The sequence below is a fragment of the Flavobacterium tiangeerense genome, from assembly GCF_007830355.1.
In the GTDB taxonomy this organism is placed as follows: domain Bacteria; phylum Bacteroidota; class Bacteroidia; order Flavobacteriales; family Flavobacteriaceae; genus Flavobacterium; species Flavobacterium tiangeerense.
In genome coordinates this window covers 75,453-92,542 of sequence record NZ_VLKO01000008.1, presented here as the reverse complement: position 1 = coordinate 92,542, position 17,090 = coordinate 75,453, and the positions used below count along the sequence as shown (strand labels likewise).

Here is a 17,090-nt window from a genome sequence, read left to right as displayed (position 1 = left end):
ACAATGATTTTACCAATTATAGCTTACGGCGATCCCGTTTTAAGAAAAACAGGAGAACTTGTTACTGCAGATTTTCCTAATCTAAAGGAAATCATTTCAAATATGTATGAAACCATGTATAATGCTCATGGTGTGGGTCTTGCAGCTCCTCAGGTAGGTCTTGCTTTACGCATATTTGTAATAGACACAACTCCTTTTAGCGATGACGATGAACTAGATTCTACTGAGCAAAATAAATTGAAAGGGTTTAAAAAAACTTTTATCAATGCTAGAATGGTAAAAGAAGAGGGGGAATTATGGAGTTTTAATGAAGGATGCTTAAGTATTCCTGATGTAAGAGAGGATGTTTACAGAAATCCAACGATTATATTAGAGTATTGCGAAGAAGATTTTGTAATGAAAACTGAAGTATTTGACGGACTCATAGCCCGTGTAATTCAACATGAATACGATCATATTGAAGGCGTTTTATTTACGGATAAAATTTCGTCTTTAAAAAAACGATTGATTCAAAAGAAATTAAAAAACATATTAGAAGGGAAAACTTTTCAGGAGTACCGAATGAAATTTTTCGGAAAAAAGGGAAGATAAGTCAAGCTAAGACAAGCGTGGTACAATTTTTGGGTACCCAAATAAAATTAATTAATCCAATTTTCAATAACAATTACACGAACCATGAATTTAGAAAAAATATTAGCCATTTCAGGAAAACCAGGTTTATACATTTTGAAAGTACAAACTAGATCAGGATTTGTGGCTGAGTCATTAGCTGATGGAAAAAAAATTACAGTAAACTTAAAAAGTAATGTAAGCTTACTTTCTGAAATTTCGATTTATACTTACGAAGGTGAAAAACCATTATCTGAAATCATGCAAACTATTGCAGATAAAGAAAATAAAGGGGAAGCTTTATCACATAAAGCTGAAAACGCAAAATTAATGGAGTATTTCAAAGTTATTTTGCCTAATTATGATGAAGATAGAGTATACCCATCTGATATTAAAAAAATATTAAACTGGTACGGAATTTTACAATCAAAAGGATTGCTTAATGATGATGCACCAGCTACTGCCGAAGAGCCAAGTGCACCGGCTGTTGAAGAAGTTAATGAAGAAGTTAATGAAGAAGTTGCAGAAAAACCAGCTAAAAAAGCAAAAGCTAAAAAAGAATAACAAAAGCTTTAAAATATTTAATCCCATTCAGGACGTTCTTGAATGGGATTTTTTTATTTTTACCAAAACAATTTTGATGAATACTAGAGCCGCACAACTACAAGCATTTGACAGACTACTTACCATAATGGATGATTTGAGGGAAAAATGTCCTTGGGATCAAAAACAAACTATGCAATCCTTGCGTCATCTTACCATTGAAGAAACCTATGAGCTCGGTGATGCTATTTTAGATAATGATTTAAATGAAGTGAAGAAGGAATTGGGAGATCTCTTGTTGCACATTGTTTTTTATGCTAAAATAGGAAGTGAAACTAGTGATTTTGATATTGCTGATGTGTGCCATGAAATTTCTGAAAAATTGATACACCGTCATCCTCATATTTATAGTGATACAATAGTGAAGGACGAAGAAGAAGTCAAGCAAAATTGGGAGAAATTAAAACTTAAAGAAGGTAAGAAATCTGTTTTAGAAGGAGTTCCTACAAGTTTGCCAGCCTTAGTCAAAGCCAGTCGCATTCAGGATAAAGTGAAAGGAGTAGGATTTGACTGGGAAGAGACGCATCAAGTTTGGGATAAAGTGCAAGAGGAATTAGAGGAACTACAAGTTGAAGTGCAATCGGGAGATCAGGACAAGATCGAAGCGGAGTTTGGTGATGTTTTGTTTTCAATGATTAATTATGCCAGATTTTTGAATGTTAACCCCGAAGATGCCTTGGAACGAACCAATAAAAAATTCATTAAACGATTTCAATATTTAGAAAGTAAAGCTTCAGAGTTAGGAAAGCCTTTAATGGATATGACTCTCGCTGAAATGGATATTTTTTGGGAAGAAGCCAAGAAAATGTAATTGTCAGTTTGCAGTATTCAGTATCTTGTAATCAATATTTAGAGTTTAAAGTATAGTTTTATATTAATTTATAATTACCAATGTCAGAAAATAAAACCGAGTTAAAACGTTCTTTAGGATTGATAGATGCAACGAGTTTAGTTGCAGGTTCCATGATAGGATCAGGAATATTTATTGTTACATCGGCAATGGCTAGAGATATAGGATCGGCGGCTTGGTTGCTCGTGATCTGGATTGTGACCGGCTTAATTACCGTTGCAGCAGCCTTAAGTTATGGCGAGTTAGCAGGGATGATGCCTAATGCAGGTGGTCAATTTGTCTATATTCAGCGTGCATACGGTAGGCTTGTATCTTTTTTATATGGCTGGACTGTTTTTACGGTAATTCAAACGGGAGTTATTGCAGCTATAGCAGTAACCTTTGCAAATTATGCTGCTATTTTTTTTCCGGTTTTAGATGAAACGCTTTTTTCTGTCGGATCGAGTTTTGTTTTTTCGTACCAAAAAGTTTTAGCCATTTTTAGTATTGTTTTACTTACTTATATCAATACCAAAGGTGTTCAAAGCGGTAAAATAGTTCAACTTGTTTTTACTTCGGCTAAATTAATTGCGCTATTTGCCTTGATTATTTTAGGATTGTATGTAGGGTTAAAAACGGATGTTTTATCGGATAATTTTGCAAATATGTGGGAAGCTAGCAAAACGGTAGTTAATCCAGATGGAACTGTAACTGTTACAAAACTTGTAGGGACAGCCCTTTTAGGAGCTGCGGGTGCTACTATTATAAACTCTTTATTTTCTAGTGATGCATGGAATAATGTTACCTTTATAGCTGGTGAAATTAAAGATCCTAAAAAAAATATACCTCGCAGTTTGTTTCTAGGAACGGTCATTGTGACTGTAGTTTATGTGTTGGCTAATGTGGCTTATTTAGCGTTACTCCCTATGCAAGGTTCGCCTAGTGCAGGTGATGCCTTGAGTAACGGAATCATGTTTGCTAATAATGACAGAGTAGGTGCGGCAGCAGCAAGTATGATATTGGGAAATGTAAGTGTCTTTGTTATGGCAGGATTAATTATGGTGTCCACTTTTGGTTGTAATAGCGGATTAATCCTCTCTGGTGGCAGATTGTTTTTTGCAATGGCAAAGGATGGTTTGTTTTTTAAACAAGCCACCGAATTAAATAAAAATCAAGTCCCAGCCAAAGCCTTGTGGGTCCAGTGTATTTGGGCTTGTGTGTTGTGTATTTCGGGGAAATTTGGAGATTTATTGACGTATGCTACTTTTGCATCCTTATTGTTTTATATCTTGACTATTTTAGGGGTTTTTATCCTTAGAAAAAAAGAACCCCATGCTGATAGACCTTATAAAGCATTTGGTTACCCCTTTGTTCCTGCACTTTATATTGTAGTCACGGTGGCTATTTGTCTTACCTTATTAATTTACGACACCTTCAATACCGGACTAGGATTAGCTATTGTTGCATTAGGAATCCCTGTTTATTATTTAGCAATGCCTAAAAAATAGTAATATTGAAGTAATTACTCGGCTAGTTTTTTGAGTTTAGAAAGGTCTAGTAGAATAATTTTTTTACCACTAAGTTCAATGAGTCCTAGCTTTTTAAAGTCAGAAAGTAGTCTGATGCAACTTTCTGTTGCAGTGCCTATCATGCTAGCTAAATCATCTCTAGAAAGTTGAACTTTTAGGGATGCATCCCCATTTGTTCCAAAAGTATCATGTAAATAGAGCAAAGTTTCGGCTAGTCTTTCTTTGACGGTTTTTTGAGCTAGGTTAACCATTTGATCATCGGCTTCTTTTAGATCGCCGCAAATAGTTTTCATTACATTCATAGAGAACTTGTTGTTTTTGTCAAAATATCCCATCACTTCTGATTTTGGAATAAAACAAACCTGCATGTCATCAAGCGCTACTGCACTTAAATTAACAGGCTCCTCACTTATCATAGATCTTTGGCCTAGTAATTCACCTTTGGTTACCAGTTTTACAATATGGTCTTTTCCATTGGCGCTAAGCTTGATGAGTTTGCAAACACCATCTTTAATACAGTAAATTCCGTTTACAGTATCTCCTTCCTTAAATATTATTTCTCCTTTTTTTACAATATGAGACGTTTTACAATCAGATAATTGCACGAGCTCTTGTTTAGTAAGGGCTTTCAAGGAACTGAATTCGCGCACGATACATTGTTCACATTTACTCATTGGTATGATATTTTTGTTATACAAAACTAGCCTTTTATTATGATAAATATCATATTTTAATTAACATTCGTTTAGGTTCTTTGCTTCAGGAAAAATGAGCAAAGTTATGGAGAAAAACAACTGTTTCCATTGTGGATTAGATGTCATAAAAGCCGAAGAAATATTTTTTGACGATAAAATTTTTTGTTGCACGGGTTGTAAAACAGTGTATGAAATTTTCAATCAAAATGATTTAACAAGCTATTATGATTTTGAAAAATCACCTGGAGCAACACCGCAAAATACAAATGGTAAATATGATTTTTTAGACAATGAAAGTATTGTATCAAAACTATTGGAATTCAAAGAAAATGAAACAACAATTATTTCACTTAACATACCACACATACATTGTAGCTCGTGTATTTGGATTCTGGAAAATTTACAACGTCTTCAAAAAGGCATAAGCACCTCACAGGTCAACTTTCCTGAAAAGAGAGTACGCATCACCTTTAACTCCGCTACGGTATCTGTCAAAGAAATTGTTTTATTGCTTAGTTCTATAGGCTATGAACCTTATATAAGTTTAGAAAACTACGAATCTGGTAAGGCTGTTGTAGATAGAAGTTTGACCTACAAACTGGGTGTTGCTTTCTTTTGTTTTGGGAATATTATGTTACTTTCTTTTCCAGAATATTTTGAAGTTAAGGAGTATTGGCTTGACCACTATCGAGGTTTTTTTAGATGGTTAATATTTGCTTTATCATTGCCTAGTTTTTTCTACTCGGCAAGCGGTTATTATGTGTCTGCTTACAAAAGTATTAAAACCAAAATGCTCAATATTGATATCCCTATTGCCTTAGGAATCATTGTCATGTTTGTGCGCAGTACTTTTGATATCATCATGGATTATGGTTCTGGTTTTTTTGATAGTTTGACAGGGTTAATCTTTTTTATGCTCCTTGGCAAAATGTTCCAAATAAAAACGTACAGTTTTTTGAGTTTTGAAAGAGATTTCAAATCTTATTTCCCTATTGCAATTACTAAAATTAATCCTGACGGAAGGGAGTTGAGTATTCCTATTTATGAGGTTGAAAAAGGGAATAGATTGCTGATTAGAAACCAAGAACTCATTCCCGTGGACGGTATATTACTGTCTGAAAAAGCAGAGATAGACTATAGTTTTGTAACTGGAGAAGCAGTTCCTATTGTAAAGCATTCTGGAGATAAAGTTTTTGCCGGAGGGAAACAAATTGGGAAGATGATAGAAATGGAAGTTTTGCAAACCGTTTCTCAAAGCTATTTGACGCAGCTGTGGAGTAATGATGTCTTCCAGAAAAATGTGGAGCAAAAACACAAAACAATTACTGACAAAATCAGTCGATATTTTACTCCTATATTGTTGTTAATTGCTTTTGTAGGATTTGGATATTGGATTTTTATTAATGCCAATACTGCTTTTAATGTTTTTACCGCTGTACTTATTGTAGCATGTCCTTGCGCGCTTGCATTGACCGCTCCATTCACTTTTGGGAATGTCTTACGAATTTTAGGAAAACAAAAATTTTACCTTAAAAATGCATTGGTTATAGAACAATTAGCCAAAGTAGATACCATAGTTTTTGACAAAACAGGAACAATCACTACCAATAAAAAATCTAAAATTACGTATGTACCACCCAGCGAAATAATTGGGATAGGAGTTCAAGACGGCGTAATTAATTCAGAAACCAGTACATTAATAAAAAATGCGCTACGAGGTTCAAATCATCCGTTGAGCAGAATGTTATATGATTTTTTACCTGAAACAAAATTGATTAAAGTAGATAATTTTGAAGAACAAGCTGGTAAAGGTATTCAAGCTCTAGTTGCTGGAAGTAGTATAAAAATTGGTTCAAGAGATTTTGTGCTCCATACACATTTTGAGACGGATAATAAAGGTTGTGATAGTGAAGTTGAACTTGAAAATACCGTTGTATACATTACCATTGACGAAGTTTATTATGGGAAATATATTTTCATGAATCAGTATAGAGATGGTTTAGCGAAACTGTTTCAAGATTTGAGTAAGAAGTACGAAATTAAAATTTTATCAGGAGATAATGATGGAGAGAGAGCTACTCTTCAAGCTCTTTTGCCAAAAGGCACAGCATTAATTTTTAATCAAAAACCAGAACAAAAACTAGAGTTCATCAAAGCATTACAGGCCGTGGGTAAGAATGTGATGATGGTAGGTGACGGACTTAATGATGCGGGTGCATTGGCGCAAAGCCATATCGGAATATCCATTTCAGAGAATGTGAATGTATTCTCACCTGCTTGTGATGCTATTTTGGATGCCGAAGAGTTTAAAAAACTAAACTTCTTTTTACGGTATTCTAAAGATGCTATTACAACCATAAAAATGAGCTTTGTAGTGTCATTACTCTACAATGTAGTGGGCTTAGGTTTTGCCATTACAGGAAATTTATTACCACTTATAGCAGCTATTATTATGCCATTGAGTACCATAACTATTGTAAGTTTTGTTACGGTAATGAGTAATTATTATGCTAAAAGAAAACGCTAGTGCATTAAATATTTACAAAGTTCACATTTCATTAACAAATGTTTCAAGTATGATAAATGTCATATTTTACGTGAATGCATCCCAGTAACTTTGTTGAAATAAAAATACAATATGAGTGTCATTTATCTATTAATATCTATCAGTATTCTAGTTGCTATAGGTTTTTTTATAGCATTTATTAGAGCAGTCAAAACAGGACAATATGATGATGATTTTACTCCCTCTGTTCGAATGCTTTTTGAGGATGAGTTAATTCAAAAAGAAACAAAAAATAAGGAAGAGTCTTTAAAAACAGAATATCTAGAAACTCAAAAATAATCAATAAACAACTTTCAAAATAATTACAAATATGGAAATGCAGCAGTTTTATTATGACAACAAAATTGTAAAAAAATTCATTTACGCCACCATAGTTTTTGGGGTAGTAGGAATGTTAGTAGGACTTATTCTTGCTTTTATGTTTCTATTTCCAAATATCACCGATGGAGTTTCGTGGTTGAGTTTTGGTCGATTGAGACCATTACATACTAATGCTGTTATTTTTGCCTTTGTAGGGAATTCTATGTTTGCGGGTATTTATTACTCTATGCAGCGCCTTTTAAAAGCAAGAATGTTTAATGATTTTTTAAGCAACCTGCATTTCTGGGGATGGCAATTAATTATTGTTGCGGCGGCTATTTCCTTACCATTAGGATACAGCACATCTAAGGAATATGCGGAGCTAGAATGGCCTATAGACATTGCAATTGCCTTGATCTGGGTTGTTTTTGGGATCAATATGATTGGTACAATTCTAAAACGTAGGGAACGCCATTTATATGTTGCTATTTGGTTTTATTTGGCCACTTTTGTAACTGTTGCTGTTTTACATATCTTTAATAGTTTGGCATTGCCAGTTTCTGGTTTAAAAAGTTATTCTGTATATGCTGGTGTTCAGGACGCACTAGTTCAATGGTGGTATGGTCATAATGCTGTTGCTTTTTTCTTGACGACACCTTTTTTAGGTTTGATGTATTATTTTATTCCAAAAGCAGCAAACCGTCCGGTGTATTCGTACCGCCTTTCTATTATTCACTTTTGGTCTCTGATTTTTATTTACATCTGGGCAGGCCCACACCATTTATTATATTCGGCATTGCCAAACTGGGCTCAAAATTTAGGTGTTGCTTTCTCAATCATGTTAATTGCTCCATCTTGGGGAGGAATGATCAACGGACTTTTAACGCTAAGAGGAGTTTGGGATAAGGTAAGAGTAGAACCTGTTTTAAAGTTTTTTGTAGTAGCAATTACCGGGTATGGAATGGCCACTTTTGAAGGTCCGATGTTGTCTCTTAAAAATGTTAATGCTATTGCACATTATACAGACTGGATTATTGCACACGTTCACGTAGGCGCTCTAGCTTGGAATGGTTTTATGGCATTTGGTATGATTTATTGGTTAGTTCCTCGAATGACCAAGAGTAATTTGTACTCTACAAAATTAGCTAATTTTCATTTTTGGATAGGTACTCTCGGAATCATCTTGTATACTGTACCAATGTATGTTGCTGGATTTTTACAAGCATCGATGTGGAAGCAATTTAACCCAGATGGAACATTAACCTATGGTAATTTTCTAGAAACGGTTACTCAAATCATGCCTATGTATTGGATGAGAGCCATAGGTGGAACGATGTACTTGGTAGGAATGTTTGTATTAGTGTATAACATTTGGCAAACGGTTCGATTTGGATCAAAAGTAGAAGACGAACACGCCGAAGCTCCTGCGTTACTAAAAATGAGTTCAAGTAGAGTTAAGGGTGAAAAATTCCACCCTTGGTTAGAGCGCAAGCCTATTCAATTGACTATTTTGGCAACAGTAGCTATCTTAATAGGTGGTGTGATTCAAATTGTACCTACTATAATGGTAAAGTCTAATATTCCTACGATAACTAGCGTAAAACCATATTCTCCACTTGAACTAGAAGGACGTGATTTATACATTCGTGAGGGTTGTGTAGGATGTCACTCTCAATCGGTACGACCATTTAGAAGTGAAGTAGAACGTTACGGACCTCAATCAAAAGCGGGAGAATTTGCATACGATCATCCATTTTTATGGGGATCAAAACGTACAGGACCCGATTTATTAAGAGTAGGTGGAAAGTACAATGACAATTGGCATTTCAATCACTTTTGGAATCCACAAAGTATATCTGCGGGCTCTATCATGCCGGGTTACAAATGGCTTTTTGACAATAAAGCTATGGACATTTCTATGACCCAAAAGAAAATGGAAGTGATGTCTACACTAGGAGTTCCTTACACTCCTGTGCAAATTGCTGGTGGACTGGATGATTTACGCAAACAAGCCATTGCTATCGAAGAAAGTTTAAAAAACGACCCTGATTTTGTAAAAAGTTATGAGGAAAGTAAGAAAAAAGCCGAAGCAAGAGGTGAAAAATTTGTGCCAATGAACGAAAGAGAAATTGTGGCTTTAATAGCTTATATGCAACGTTTGGGTACTGATATTAAAGTAAAAAAATAGTAGTTATGTTTGAACAAATTAAACACAATATGGAGACCATTGATGGTGTAGCCATATATCCTATTCTGTCTTTATTAATTTTCTTTTTCTTTTTTGTAGGTCTAGGTCTTTGGGTTTTCTCTTATAAAAAAGAAAAGATTCAAGAGTTAAGCCAGATGCCATTGAGCGATAATTAATTGTAGTATTTAAACCAGTTAGAATGAAAAATAATTTTCCTGTATACGTTAGAGTTCCTGTAATTTTCTTTACTGTTTTTATGGTAATGGAGTATTTCATTGACTCAGGAGATCGACCTGCATTTATAAAATTCCCAATGGTCACCGTGTTTTTATTAGTATTTCTTTTTTTATTGATTGCAGTAGAAATTACTTGGAAAGCTGTTGATACCATTACATACCAATTATTGACGCAAGATCAAAAAGAAGCCTTACTTAAAAAACAAAATATTCGTTTTCAAGATCAGGCGTGGTATAAAAATCTAATGGCAAAACTGACTAAAACGCAGCCTCTTTATAATGAAGGACAGTTGTTATTAGATCATGATTATGATGGTATTAAGGAGTTAGATAATAATTTGCCGCCATGGTGGGTGTATTTGTTTTATGCGTGTATACTTTTTGGAGTAGTTTATATGGTACGATATGAAGTATTGGGAGCAGATAATCAAGAAATGGAACTTCAAAAGGAAGTGGCTCAAGCCAAAATTGAGATTGCTGAATATATGAAAACTGCTCCAGACTTGATGGATGAAAAAACGGTAACCTTATTGACAGAACCGGCTGATCTAGCTGCTGGAAAGGAAATTTTTATCACTAATTGTGCTGCTTGCCATAGAGCTGACGCTGGTGGTCAAATAGGACCAAATTTAACCGATGATCAATGGATTTTGGGTGGTGGTATAAAGAATGTTTTTCACACTCTGGTAAATGGAGGAAGAGACGGAAAAGGAATGATATCCTGGAAAGGGACCTTAAAGCCAAAAGAAATGCAAAAAGTAGCAAGCTATATCTTGTCTTTGAAAGGCAGTAATCCACCTGATGCAAAAGCATCTGAAGGGGAGTTATGGGCTGAAGAAAGTGCAGTAGTCGCTGCTAAATAATTTTCATCCTGGGACGGATGTTTAAACATCTGTTTCAAGTTTTGTAAACTCGTTTTTATAAATTAAAATAATGTCAAATTCATCAGACGAAGCGTTTAGAGACACCATAGGAACTATTGACGAAGAGGGGAATAGAAAATTTATCTATCCTAAAAAACCTTCCGGGAAGTTGTATGAATACCGTAAATGGGTAAGCTATTTGTTATTAATAGTCTTAGTAGCAAATCCATTTGTTAAAGTGAATGGCAACCAGTTCATGATGTTCAACATTCTAGAACGCAGGTTTACTATTTTTGGATTTCCTTTTTGGCCACAAGATTTTTATCTGTTTGTTCTTTTTATGATTATCGGAATTGTTTTCGTTATTCTTTTTACGGTTATTTTTGGACGTATTTTTTGCGGATGGATTTGCCCCCAAACTATTTTTCTCGAAATGGTTTTCCGAAGAATTGAATATTGGATAGAGGGAGATAGAGGCGCTCAAATTCGTTTGCATAAACAGGAATGGAACGCTGAGAAGATTAGAAAGAAAGGGCTAAAATGGTTCCTTTTTTTGATAATATCATTTTTTATTGCCAATGTTTTTTTGGCCTATCTCATCAGCAGTGATGCCCTTTATAAAATGATTGAGGAGGGACCACGTAACCACATCAGCACCTTAGTTTCATTAGGTATTTTTACTGGTGTGTTCTATTTTATATTTGCTTGGTTTAGAGAACAAGTTTGTATTATAGCGTGTCCTTACGGTAGGTTACAAGGTGTTTTATTAGATGATAAATCTATAAATGTAGCTTATGATTTTATTCGAGGTGAAAAAACCGCTGGCAGAGCAAAATTCAATAAGCAAGAGGATAGGAGTGCCACCGGAAAAGGAGACTGTATTGACTGTAAACAATGCGTAAATGTTTGCCCCACAGGAATTGATATTCGAAATGGAACGCAATTAGAATGCATCAATTGTACGGCTTGTATTGATGAATGCAACACCATTATGGATAATGTGGGATTGCCTCAAGGTCTTATTAGATACGCATCTGAAGAGGAAATCGAGAAAGAAAAAAAGTTCAAATTCACCAGTAGAATGAAAGGGTATTCAGCCGTTTTATTCATTTTAACGGGAGTTTTAATTGGCTTGTTGTTCCTTCGTTCAGATGTTGAGGCGGTGATTCTAAGGTTGCCAGGGCAATTGTTTCAACACAAAGGGGATAATATAAGTAATGTGTACACATTTAAGGTGATCAATAAAACTAGTAAAGATCTTGACAGCGTTCATTTTAAATTGGTCGGAATCAAAGGAAGTTTGAAAATTGTAGGGATCCAATACTTAAAAGTGTCTAAGCAAAGCATGGACAGCGGAACACTTTTTATAGAAATCAATCAAAATATTTTAGATACCGATAAAACAAATCTAAAAATTGAAGTGTTTAATGGTATTGATAAAATAGAAACTACCACTACTAGTTTTTTAAGTCCACGTAGTTTTAATTAAAGTGTAACAAGCAAATAGTAAGAACATGAAAATAAATTGGGGAACATGAAAATAAATTGGGGAACAGGAATAGTAATTGCTTTTGGATTGTTTATGACATTCATTTTGTTTTTTGTATTTAAGGTACAGTCTGATTCTAAATATGATAATGAATTGGTTGTAGAGGAGTATTACAAACATGATGCTCATTTTGCTGAGGAGATGACTCGCATACAAAATGCTGTAGATTTGGCTCAAAAGCCAATTATAAACAACAATGCAAACGGAATAGAAGTGGAATTTCCTAACACTTTTGAAACCAATAAAATAAAAGGGAAAGTGTCTCTATACAGGCCGTCTAATAAAAAATTAGATTTTGAAATTCCTATTTCATTATCTAATGCTACAACTTTGCTCATTCCTAAAAAAAGTTTAGCAGGCGGCCGTTGGGACATTAATATGGAATGGCAATACAACGGAAAATCATATTTGTCAAAGGAAACGGTTTACGTGAGGTAAGTACCAGAAATCATTTCAACAAAATGTTCTTCATTATTTCTTAGATCAATAAGAATACAACATGTTTTACACAGCAATTATATTTGGTTTATTAAGCAGTTTTCATTGCATCGGGATGTGTGGTCCTATTGTTATGATGTTGCCTATAGACAGGAATAACTCCTCTAAAAGAGTTTTACAAATAATCACGTATCATTTGGGTAGAATTTCAGCTTACGGTACCATAGGATTTGTATTTGGTTTAGTGGGCAAAGGTTTTTTTATGGCGGGCATACAGCAGCAACTTTCTGTAGGGATAGGAATTGCAATGATTGCAGTGGTACTTATTCCTGAAAAGTTATTTGCTAGATATAATTTTTCTAAGCCTATATTTAAATTCGTGGCTGGTATTAAATCAACTTTAGGAGCACAGTTCAAAAATAAAAGTTACAAGTCATTGTTTACAATAGGTTTACTAAACGGATTTTTACCTTGTGGTATGGTTTACGTTGCCTTATTTGGAGCTATTGCTATGCAAAATGCAGGTTGGGGTGTTGTATACATGATACTTTTTGGGTTAGGTACAGTACCGCTCATGAGTAGTATTGTTTTAATACAGGGATATATTACAATGCCTATGCGAAACCGAATTCAAAAAATGATTCCCTATGTAGCGATAACAATGGGATGCTTGTTTATTTTGCGCGGTTTAGGTTTGGGTATTCCATACGTATCGCCGTCTACAATGAGTTTGTTTATTCAATCTAATGCCACTTGTCATTAATTAACATTTTTTCTCATAAACAATAAAGCATGCCTTGAGCGTACTTTATTTTTTTGTAAAAGTGTGTATCAAATTGTCATCGAAAAAAGAGCGGTTTCTGGCGCTTTTCTTTTCAATCTTAAGTCAAATGCCATTCCTATATTTCGAATATAAGGTTTGCCTTTTTCTGTGATTACAAGACTATTTTCATGTATCACGATAAGAGCGTCTTTTTCCATTTCATGTAGCTGCTCTAGTACTTCTGGCAGTTCTTCAAAATATAATGAAGCATCATGCCAAGAAGTTTCAAATTGGCACATTAAGTTTAAAATGTGTTTTCTAATGATGAGGTCTTCATGAGTTAAGATATGACCTCTAAAAACGGGCAGTCTATCCCATTCAAGCATTTGGTAGTAATCGTCTAAGTTTTTAGCATTTTGAGCAAAACCATACCAGCTGTCACTTATTGAGGATACGCCAAGACCTATCATTAACGGAGTTTTTGAAGCACTATATCCCATAAAATTACGGTGTAAAGTTTTTTCTTGAAAAGCAATGTAAAGTGCATCGGTTTCTAAAGCAAAATGATCCATCCCTATTTCATGATATCCATTCTCATATAATAACTCTTTACCAGTTTCATATAATTGTCTCTTTTTATCATCTTGAGGTAAATCTTCGTCATTAAAACCGCGCTGCCCATTCCCTTTTATCCAAGGCACATGCGCGTAACTGTAAAATGCCAATCGGTCAGGTTTAAGGGATTTTGTCTTTTCAATAGTGTCTATTACATCGTCAATTTCTTGAAACGGTAACCCATAAATAATATCATGACCTATTGATGTATACCCAATAGCTCTTGCCCAAAAGGTTACTTTTGCTACATTATGAAAAGGTTGTACTCTGTGAATGGCTTTCTGAACCTTTTCAGCATAATCTTGCACCCCAAAACTTACTCTTCTAAAACCTAGCTCATATAGTTTTTGTAAGTGAGCATAGGTTGTATTGTTAGGATGCCCTTCGAAACTAAATTCGTGATCCACAGATTTATTGGCATGCATAAAAATGCCGTTTATTAAGTCCTCTAAATTTTGAGTCGAAAAAAAAGTAGGTGTGCCACCGCCTAGATGTATTTCTTTGATTGTAGGTTTTTCGCCCAATAGTTTGCAATATAAAGTCCATTCTTTTAAAACGGCCATAATGTATGGATGTTCTACGGCGTGATTTTTTGTAATTCGCTTATTACACCCACAAAAAGTACATAAGCTTTCGCAAAATGGCAAGTGAATATACAAACTAAGACCTTCTTGAGGACCACTTTTACGAAAAGATTGTTGTAACGTTTGAATCCATAAATCACTTGTAAAATCACTTTCATCCCAGTAAGGAACGGTAGGGTAGCTAGTGTATCTAGGGCCTGGTACATTATATTTTTGAATCAAAGAATTTTTCATAATAGATCATTTTAGCAACTCAAAAGTAGGGCGAGTCTATCAAGATAAAAATGATAATTATCATATAGAATTGTCATAAAAATAAAAAACCCCAATCCTGGTGGATTGGGGTTTACTACCTTATGGGTAAAAATCTATTCTTCTATTTTAATATTTTTTAATTGCTTTAGTTTTTCTTTCCATACATCAAGACTTTCTTTGTGAATGGCAATGTTTTTACGAACTTCTAATACAATTGAATTCTCTTTCTTAGCATTACGAGTATTGGCAAAAAACTGAATGTTGTTTTCCAATTGAAAAATTTCATTTTGAACTTCATCAATTTTACGCATGATGAAAATTTTCTCACTATCTAGTTTTCTAGAATCATTACTTTCAGATAATTGATCCATTCTATTAGCAAAACGCATCATGTCAGTATCCTTTTTACTCAAGCTTAATTTTTCAAAAAGAGCATCTAGAATTTTGTTAAATTTCCCTTCAATATGCCTTCTAGCAAAAGGCACTTTACCAAAACCTTTCCAGTTTTCAATATGAAGTTTTATAGCATCAAGATCGGTTTTATGATCACCTGTAAGTTGAAATTCTCTCAGCGATTCTAGATATGTTTTTTTACCTTCAAATGCAGCAACTTCTTCACTGTTTTCTTCTTTTTTATGCTCTTTAAGGTGTTCAAAATAGTGGTTGCAAGCTTCTCTAAACTCTTTCCATATTTTGTCCGAATACTTTCTAGGAACATGACCTATTTCTTTCCACTCCTCTTGAATTTGCTTCATTATAGGTGTAGTGGTAGCAAAATCAGTACTCTCTTGTAGTGCTTTTGCTTTTGCTACAAGAGCAGTTTTTTTAGCAAGGTTGTCGTTTTGATCTTTTTTAATGTCTTTGTAGAAAGAATTTTTAAAAGAATTAAAATTACGTACAGCATTTTTAAATTGGCTCCAAGTTTCCTCATTAACTTCTGAAGGAACTTTTCCAGCCGCAAAAAATGCAGTGCGCAATGCCTCAACCTTTTCTATTTGGCCTAGCCACTGCGAGTGAGCATTTACTTTTTCAGTAGCCAGAACTTCAATTTGAGCAATTATGGCTTTTTTATTTTCTAGATTAGCCAACTCAACTGCACGCTGATTTTCGAATAAAACTTCACGTTTATCGTGCATTTTTTTAGTCAAATCGCTAAACTGGTTCCAGATAGCATCTCGGTGTTCTCTTGAAACAGGACCAATATCTTCTTTCCAGATTTTATGTAAATCTTGTAATTCTCTAAAAGCTTTATTAACATCTTTTTCAAGAACCAGTTCCTCAACACGGGCAACAATTTTTTGTTTTAATTCTAGGTTGTGCTTAAAATCAAGGTCTCTCGCTTCACGATCAAGGTGTAAATAATCATAAAAATTTTCAACATGAAAATGATAATTATTCCACACATGGTTGTACTTATCCTTAGGAATAGCCCCTGCATTATTCCATCGCTCTCTTAAATCATTAAAATGTTTTAAGGTGTCCTTGATGTTAGCTTGCGGATTTATAAGTTCTTTTAATTCCTCAACAATAGCAAGCCTATTTTCTAGGTTATTTTTTAGGTTAGTTTGTAAACTTTTAAAATGAGCATTCTTTACTTCACGAAATTGTGAATATAATTTATCAAACTGACTTTTTAATGGAGAATGGTATTCAAACTCTTCAGTAGGATCTTGATTTTCAGCAAGGAATTCCTCTTTTTTTTCTTCAACCAAGTGGTTGTATTTAGCTAAAAAAGCTTTCTTTATTTCTTCAATATGATCCTTGTAGGCAAGAGCTTTATCGCTAGAAACAAAACCTTTAAGTTCCTCAACAAGCTCCTCAAGTGCAAGAGCATCATAATCCTTCATAGGAATTTCATGGCGCTCTTTCAACGTTTCATCTTCGCTTTCCTCTGCATTACTAGCAGCAATCGCATCTGTTGCAGTAGTGGCATCAGCTTCAATTAGTACAGCTTCAGGTTGCGTTAGTTCACTTAAATCATCATGAGTTGCAGTAGTAGCATTCAAGATTGTTTCGGTACCATTTCCATCTGTATCTTCTTGATGTTGATCCAGGTTGTCATTCTTTTCTTCTAACATTTTTTTAAATGTATAAGGTTTTTAAATAATATTGAGTCCGAAAGGTAGTAAAGCCTTACCAAAATACAAAATATACAAGCCATTTTATTAATCATACATCAAATGATGGTTTTAATTAGGAGCTTTCTCCAGCTGTACGCTATATCTTTAGGATCCTGAAAAAAAATCAGGACCCTAAAGGATGCCGCTTCCATCTGGGCTAGGGATTAAAGTTTATTTAAGTTTTTTTAATTTGCTCACGCAGTTTTTATTTGATAATGAGACTATATCAATACAAAATTACTGAATCCACAAATGTTGTGAATTGCTTTATCTCACATCGATTTTATTTTTTATAGGTGTTGGATGATTTGTAATTCAAAATTGTATTTTAGCTTATAATTCCCAACT

Annotated in this window: 15 protein-coding genes; 12 read left to right on the top strand and 3 right to left on the bottom strand. The window is 34.3% G+C overall.

The window, feature by feature from the left end:
- Positions 1–3 precede the first annotated feature (3 nt).
- The 4 genes from def to IQ05_RS10370 all read left to right on the top strand — a co-directional run bounded on the left by def (position 4) and on the right by IQ05_RS10370 (position 3,549).
- On the top strand, positions 4–591 hold the full coding sequence (def, locus tag IQ05_RS10385) for a peptide deformylase (protein ID WP_144892698.1): 588 nt from the start codon (positions 4–6) through the stop codon (positions 589–591).
- 84 nt (positions 592–675) lie between these two features.
- The gene (locus IQ05_RS10380; protein ID WP_144892696.1) at positions 676–1,173 is read left to right on the top strand and encodes a DUF5606 family protein; all 498 of its coding nucleotides are present in this window, start codon (positions 676–678) and stop codon (positions 1,171–1,173) included.
- Between the two features lie 76 nt (positions 1,174–1,249).
- Positions 1,250–2,023 (top strand): nucleoside triphosphate pyrophosphohydrolase, encoded by a 774-nt coding sequence (mazG, locus tag IQ05_RS10375; RefSeq protein WP_144892694.1) that lies wholly within the window; start codon positions 1,250–1,252, stop codon positions 2,021–2,023.
- A gap of 80 nt (positions 2,024–2,103) precedes the next feature.
- Positions 2,104–3,549, top strand: a complete 1,446-nt coding sequence (locus IQ05_RS10370; protein WP_144892692.1) for an APC family permease — start codon at positions 2,104–2,106, stop codon at positions 3,547–3,549.
- Positions 3,550–3,563: 14 nt separating this feature from the next.
- On the opposite strand, the gene IQ05_RS10365 is transcribed toward IQ05_RS10370, so the two are convergent.
- Entirely contained in the window at positions 3,564–4,244 is a 681-nt protein-coding gene (locus IQ05_RS10365) for a Crp/Fnr family transcriptional regulator (protein ID WP_144892690.1), read from the bottom strand.
- 106 nt (positions 4,245–4,350) lie between these two features.
- On the opposite strand from IQ05_RS10365, the gene IQ05_RS10360 reads away from it, so the two are divergent.
- The 8 genes from IQ05_RS10360 (at position 4,351) to IQ05_RS10325 (ending at position 13,168) form a co-directional block, all read left to right on the top strand.
- Positions 4,351–6,792, top strand: a complete 2,442-nt coding sequence (locus IQ05_RS10360) for a heavy metal translocating P-type ATPase (RefSeq protein WP_144892986.1) — start codon at positions 4,351–4,353, stop codon at positions 6,790–6,792.
- A 111-nt stretch (positions 6,793–6,903) separates the two neighbouring features.
- On the top strand, positions 6,904–7,110 hold the full coding sequence (gene ccoS / locus IQ05_RS10355; protein ID WP_144892688.1) for a cbb3-type cytochrome oxidase assembly protein CcoS: 207 nt from the start codon (positions 6,904–6,906) through the stop codon (positions 7,108–7,110).
- Positions 7,111–7,141: 31 nt separating this feature from the next.
- Positions 7,142–9,319: a cytochrome-c oxidase, cbb3-type subunit I gene (gene ccoN, locus IQ05_RS10350; protein ID WP_144892686.1), complete on the top strand. Its 2,178-nt coding sequence runs from the start codon at positions 7,142–7,144 to the stop codon at positions 9,317–9,319.
- 5 nt (positions 9,320–9,324) lie between these two features.
- Positions 9,325–9,495, top strand: coding sequence for a CcoQ/FixQ family Cbb3-type cytochrome c oxidase assembly chaperone (locus IQ05_RS10345; protein WP_144892684.1), 171 nt, complete (start codon positions 9,325–9,327; stop codon positions 9,493–9,495).
- Positions 9,496–9,518: 23 nt separating this feature from the next.
- A complete protein-coding gene (locus IQ05_RS10340) occupies positions 9,519–10,418 on the top strand; it encodes a cbb3-type cytochrome c oxidase N-terminal domain-containing protein (protein WP_144892682.1) in 900 nt (299 codons plus the stop codon).
- A 70-nt stretch (positions 10,419–10,488) separates the two neighbouring features.
- Positions 10,489–11,907: a cytochrome c oxidase accessory protein CcoG gene (gene ccoG, locus IQ05_RS10335; RefSeq protein ID WP_144892680.1), complete on the top strand. Its 1,419-nt coding sequence runs from the start codon at positions 10,489–10,491 to the stop codon at positions 11,905–11,907.
- A 45-nt stretch (positions 11,908–11,952) separates the two neighbouring features.
- The gene (locus IQ05_RS10330; RefSeq protein WP_144892678.1) at positions 11,953–12,405 is read left to right on the top strand and encodes a FixH family protein; all 453 of its coding nucleotides are present in this window, start codon (positions 11,953–11,955) and stop codon (positions 12,403–12,405) included.
- Positions 12,406–12,466: 61 nt separating this feature from the next.
- Positions 12,467–13,168: a sulfite exporter TauE/SafE family protein gene (locus IQ05_RS10325; RefSeq protein ID WP_144892676.1), complete on the top strand. Its 702-nt coding sequence runs from the start codon at positions 12,467–12,469 to the stop codon at positions 13,166–13,168.
- 68 nt (positions 13,169–13,236) lie between these two features.
- Here IQ05_RS10325 and hemN read toward each other — a convergent pair whose 3' ends face one another.
- Together hemN and IQ05_RS10315 are read right to left on the bottom strand one after the other, a co-directional pair.
- Complete coding sequence (gene hemN / locus IQ05_RS10320; RefSeq protein WP_144892674.1) at positions 13,237–14,601, bottom strand: oxygen-independent coproporphyrinogen III oxidase; 1,365 nt, start codon at positions 14,599–14,601, stop codon at positions 13,237–13,239.
- A gap of 134 nt (positions 14,602–14,735) precedes the next feature.
- The gene (locus IQ05_RS10315; RefSeq protein WP_144892672.1) at positions 14,736–16,700 is read right to left on the bottom strand and encodes a DUF349 domain-containing protein; all 1,965 of its coding nucleotides are present in this window, start codon (positions 16,698–16,700) and stop codon (positions 14,736–14,738) included.
- Positions 16,701–17,090: the final 390 nt, after the last annotated feature.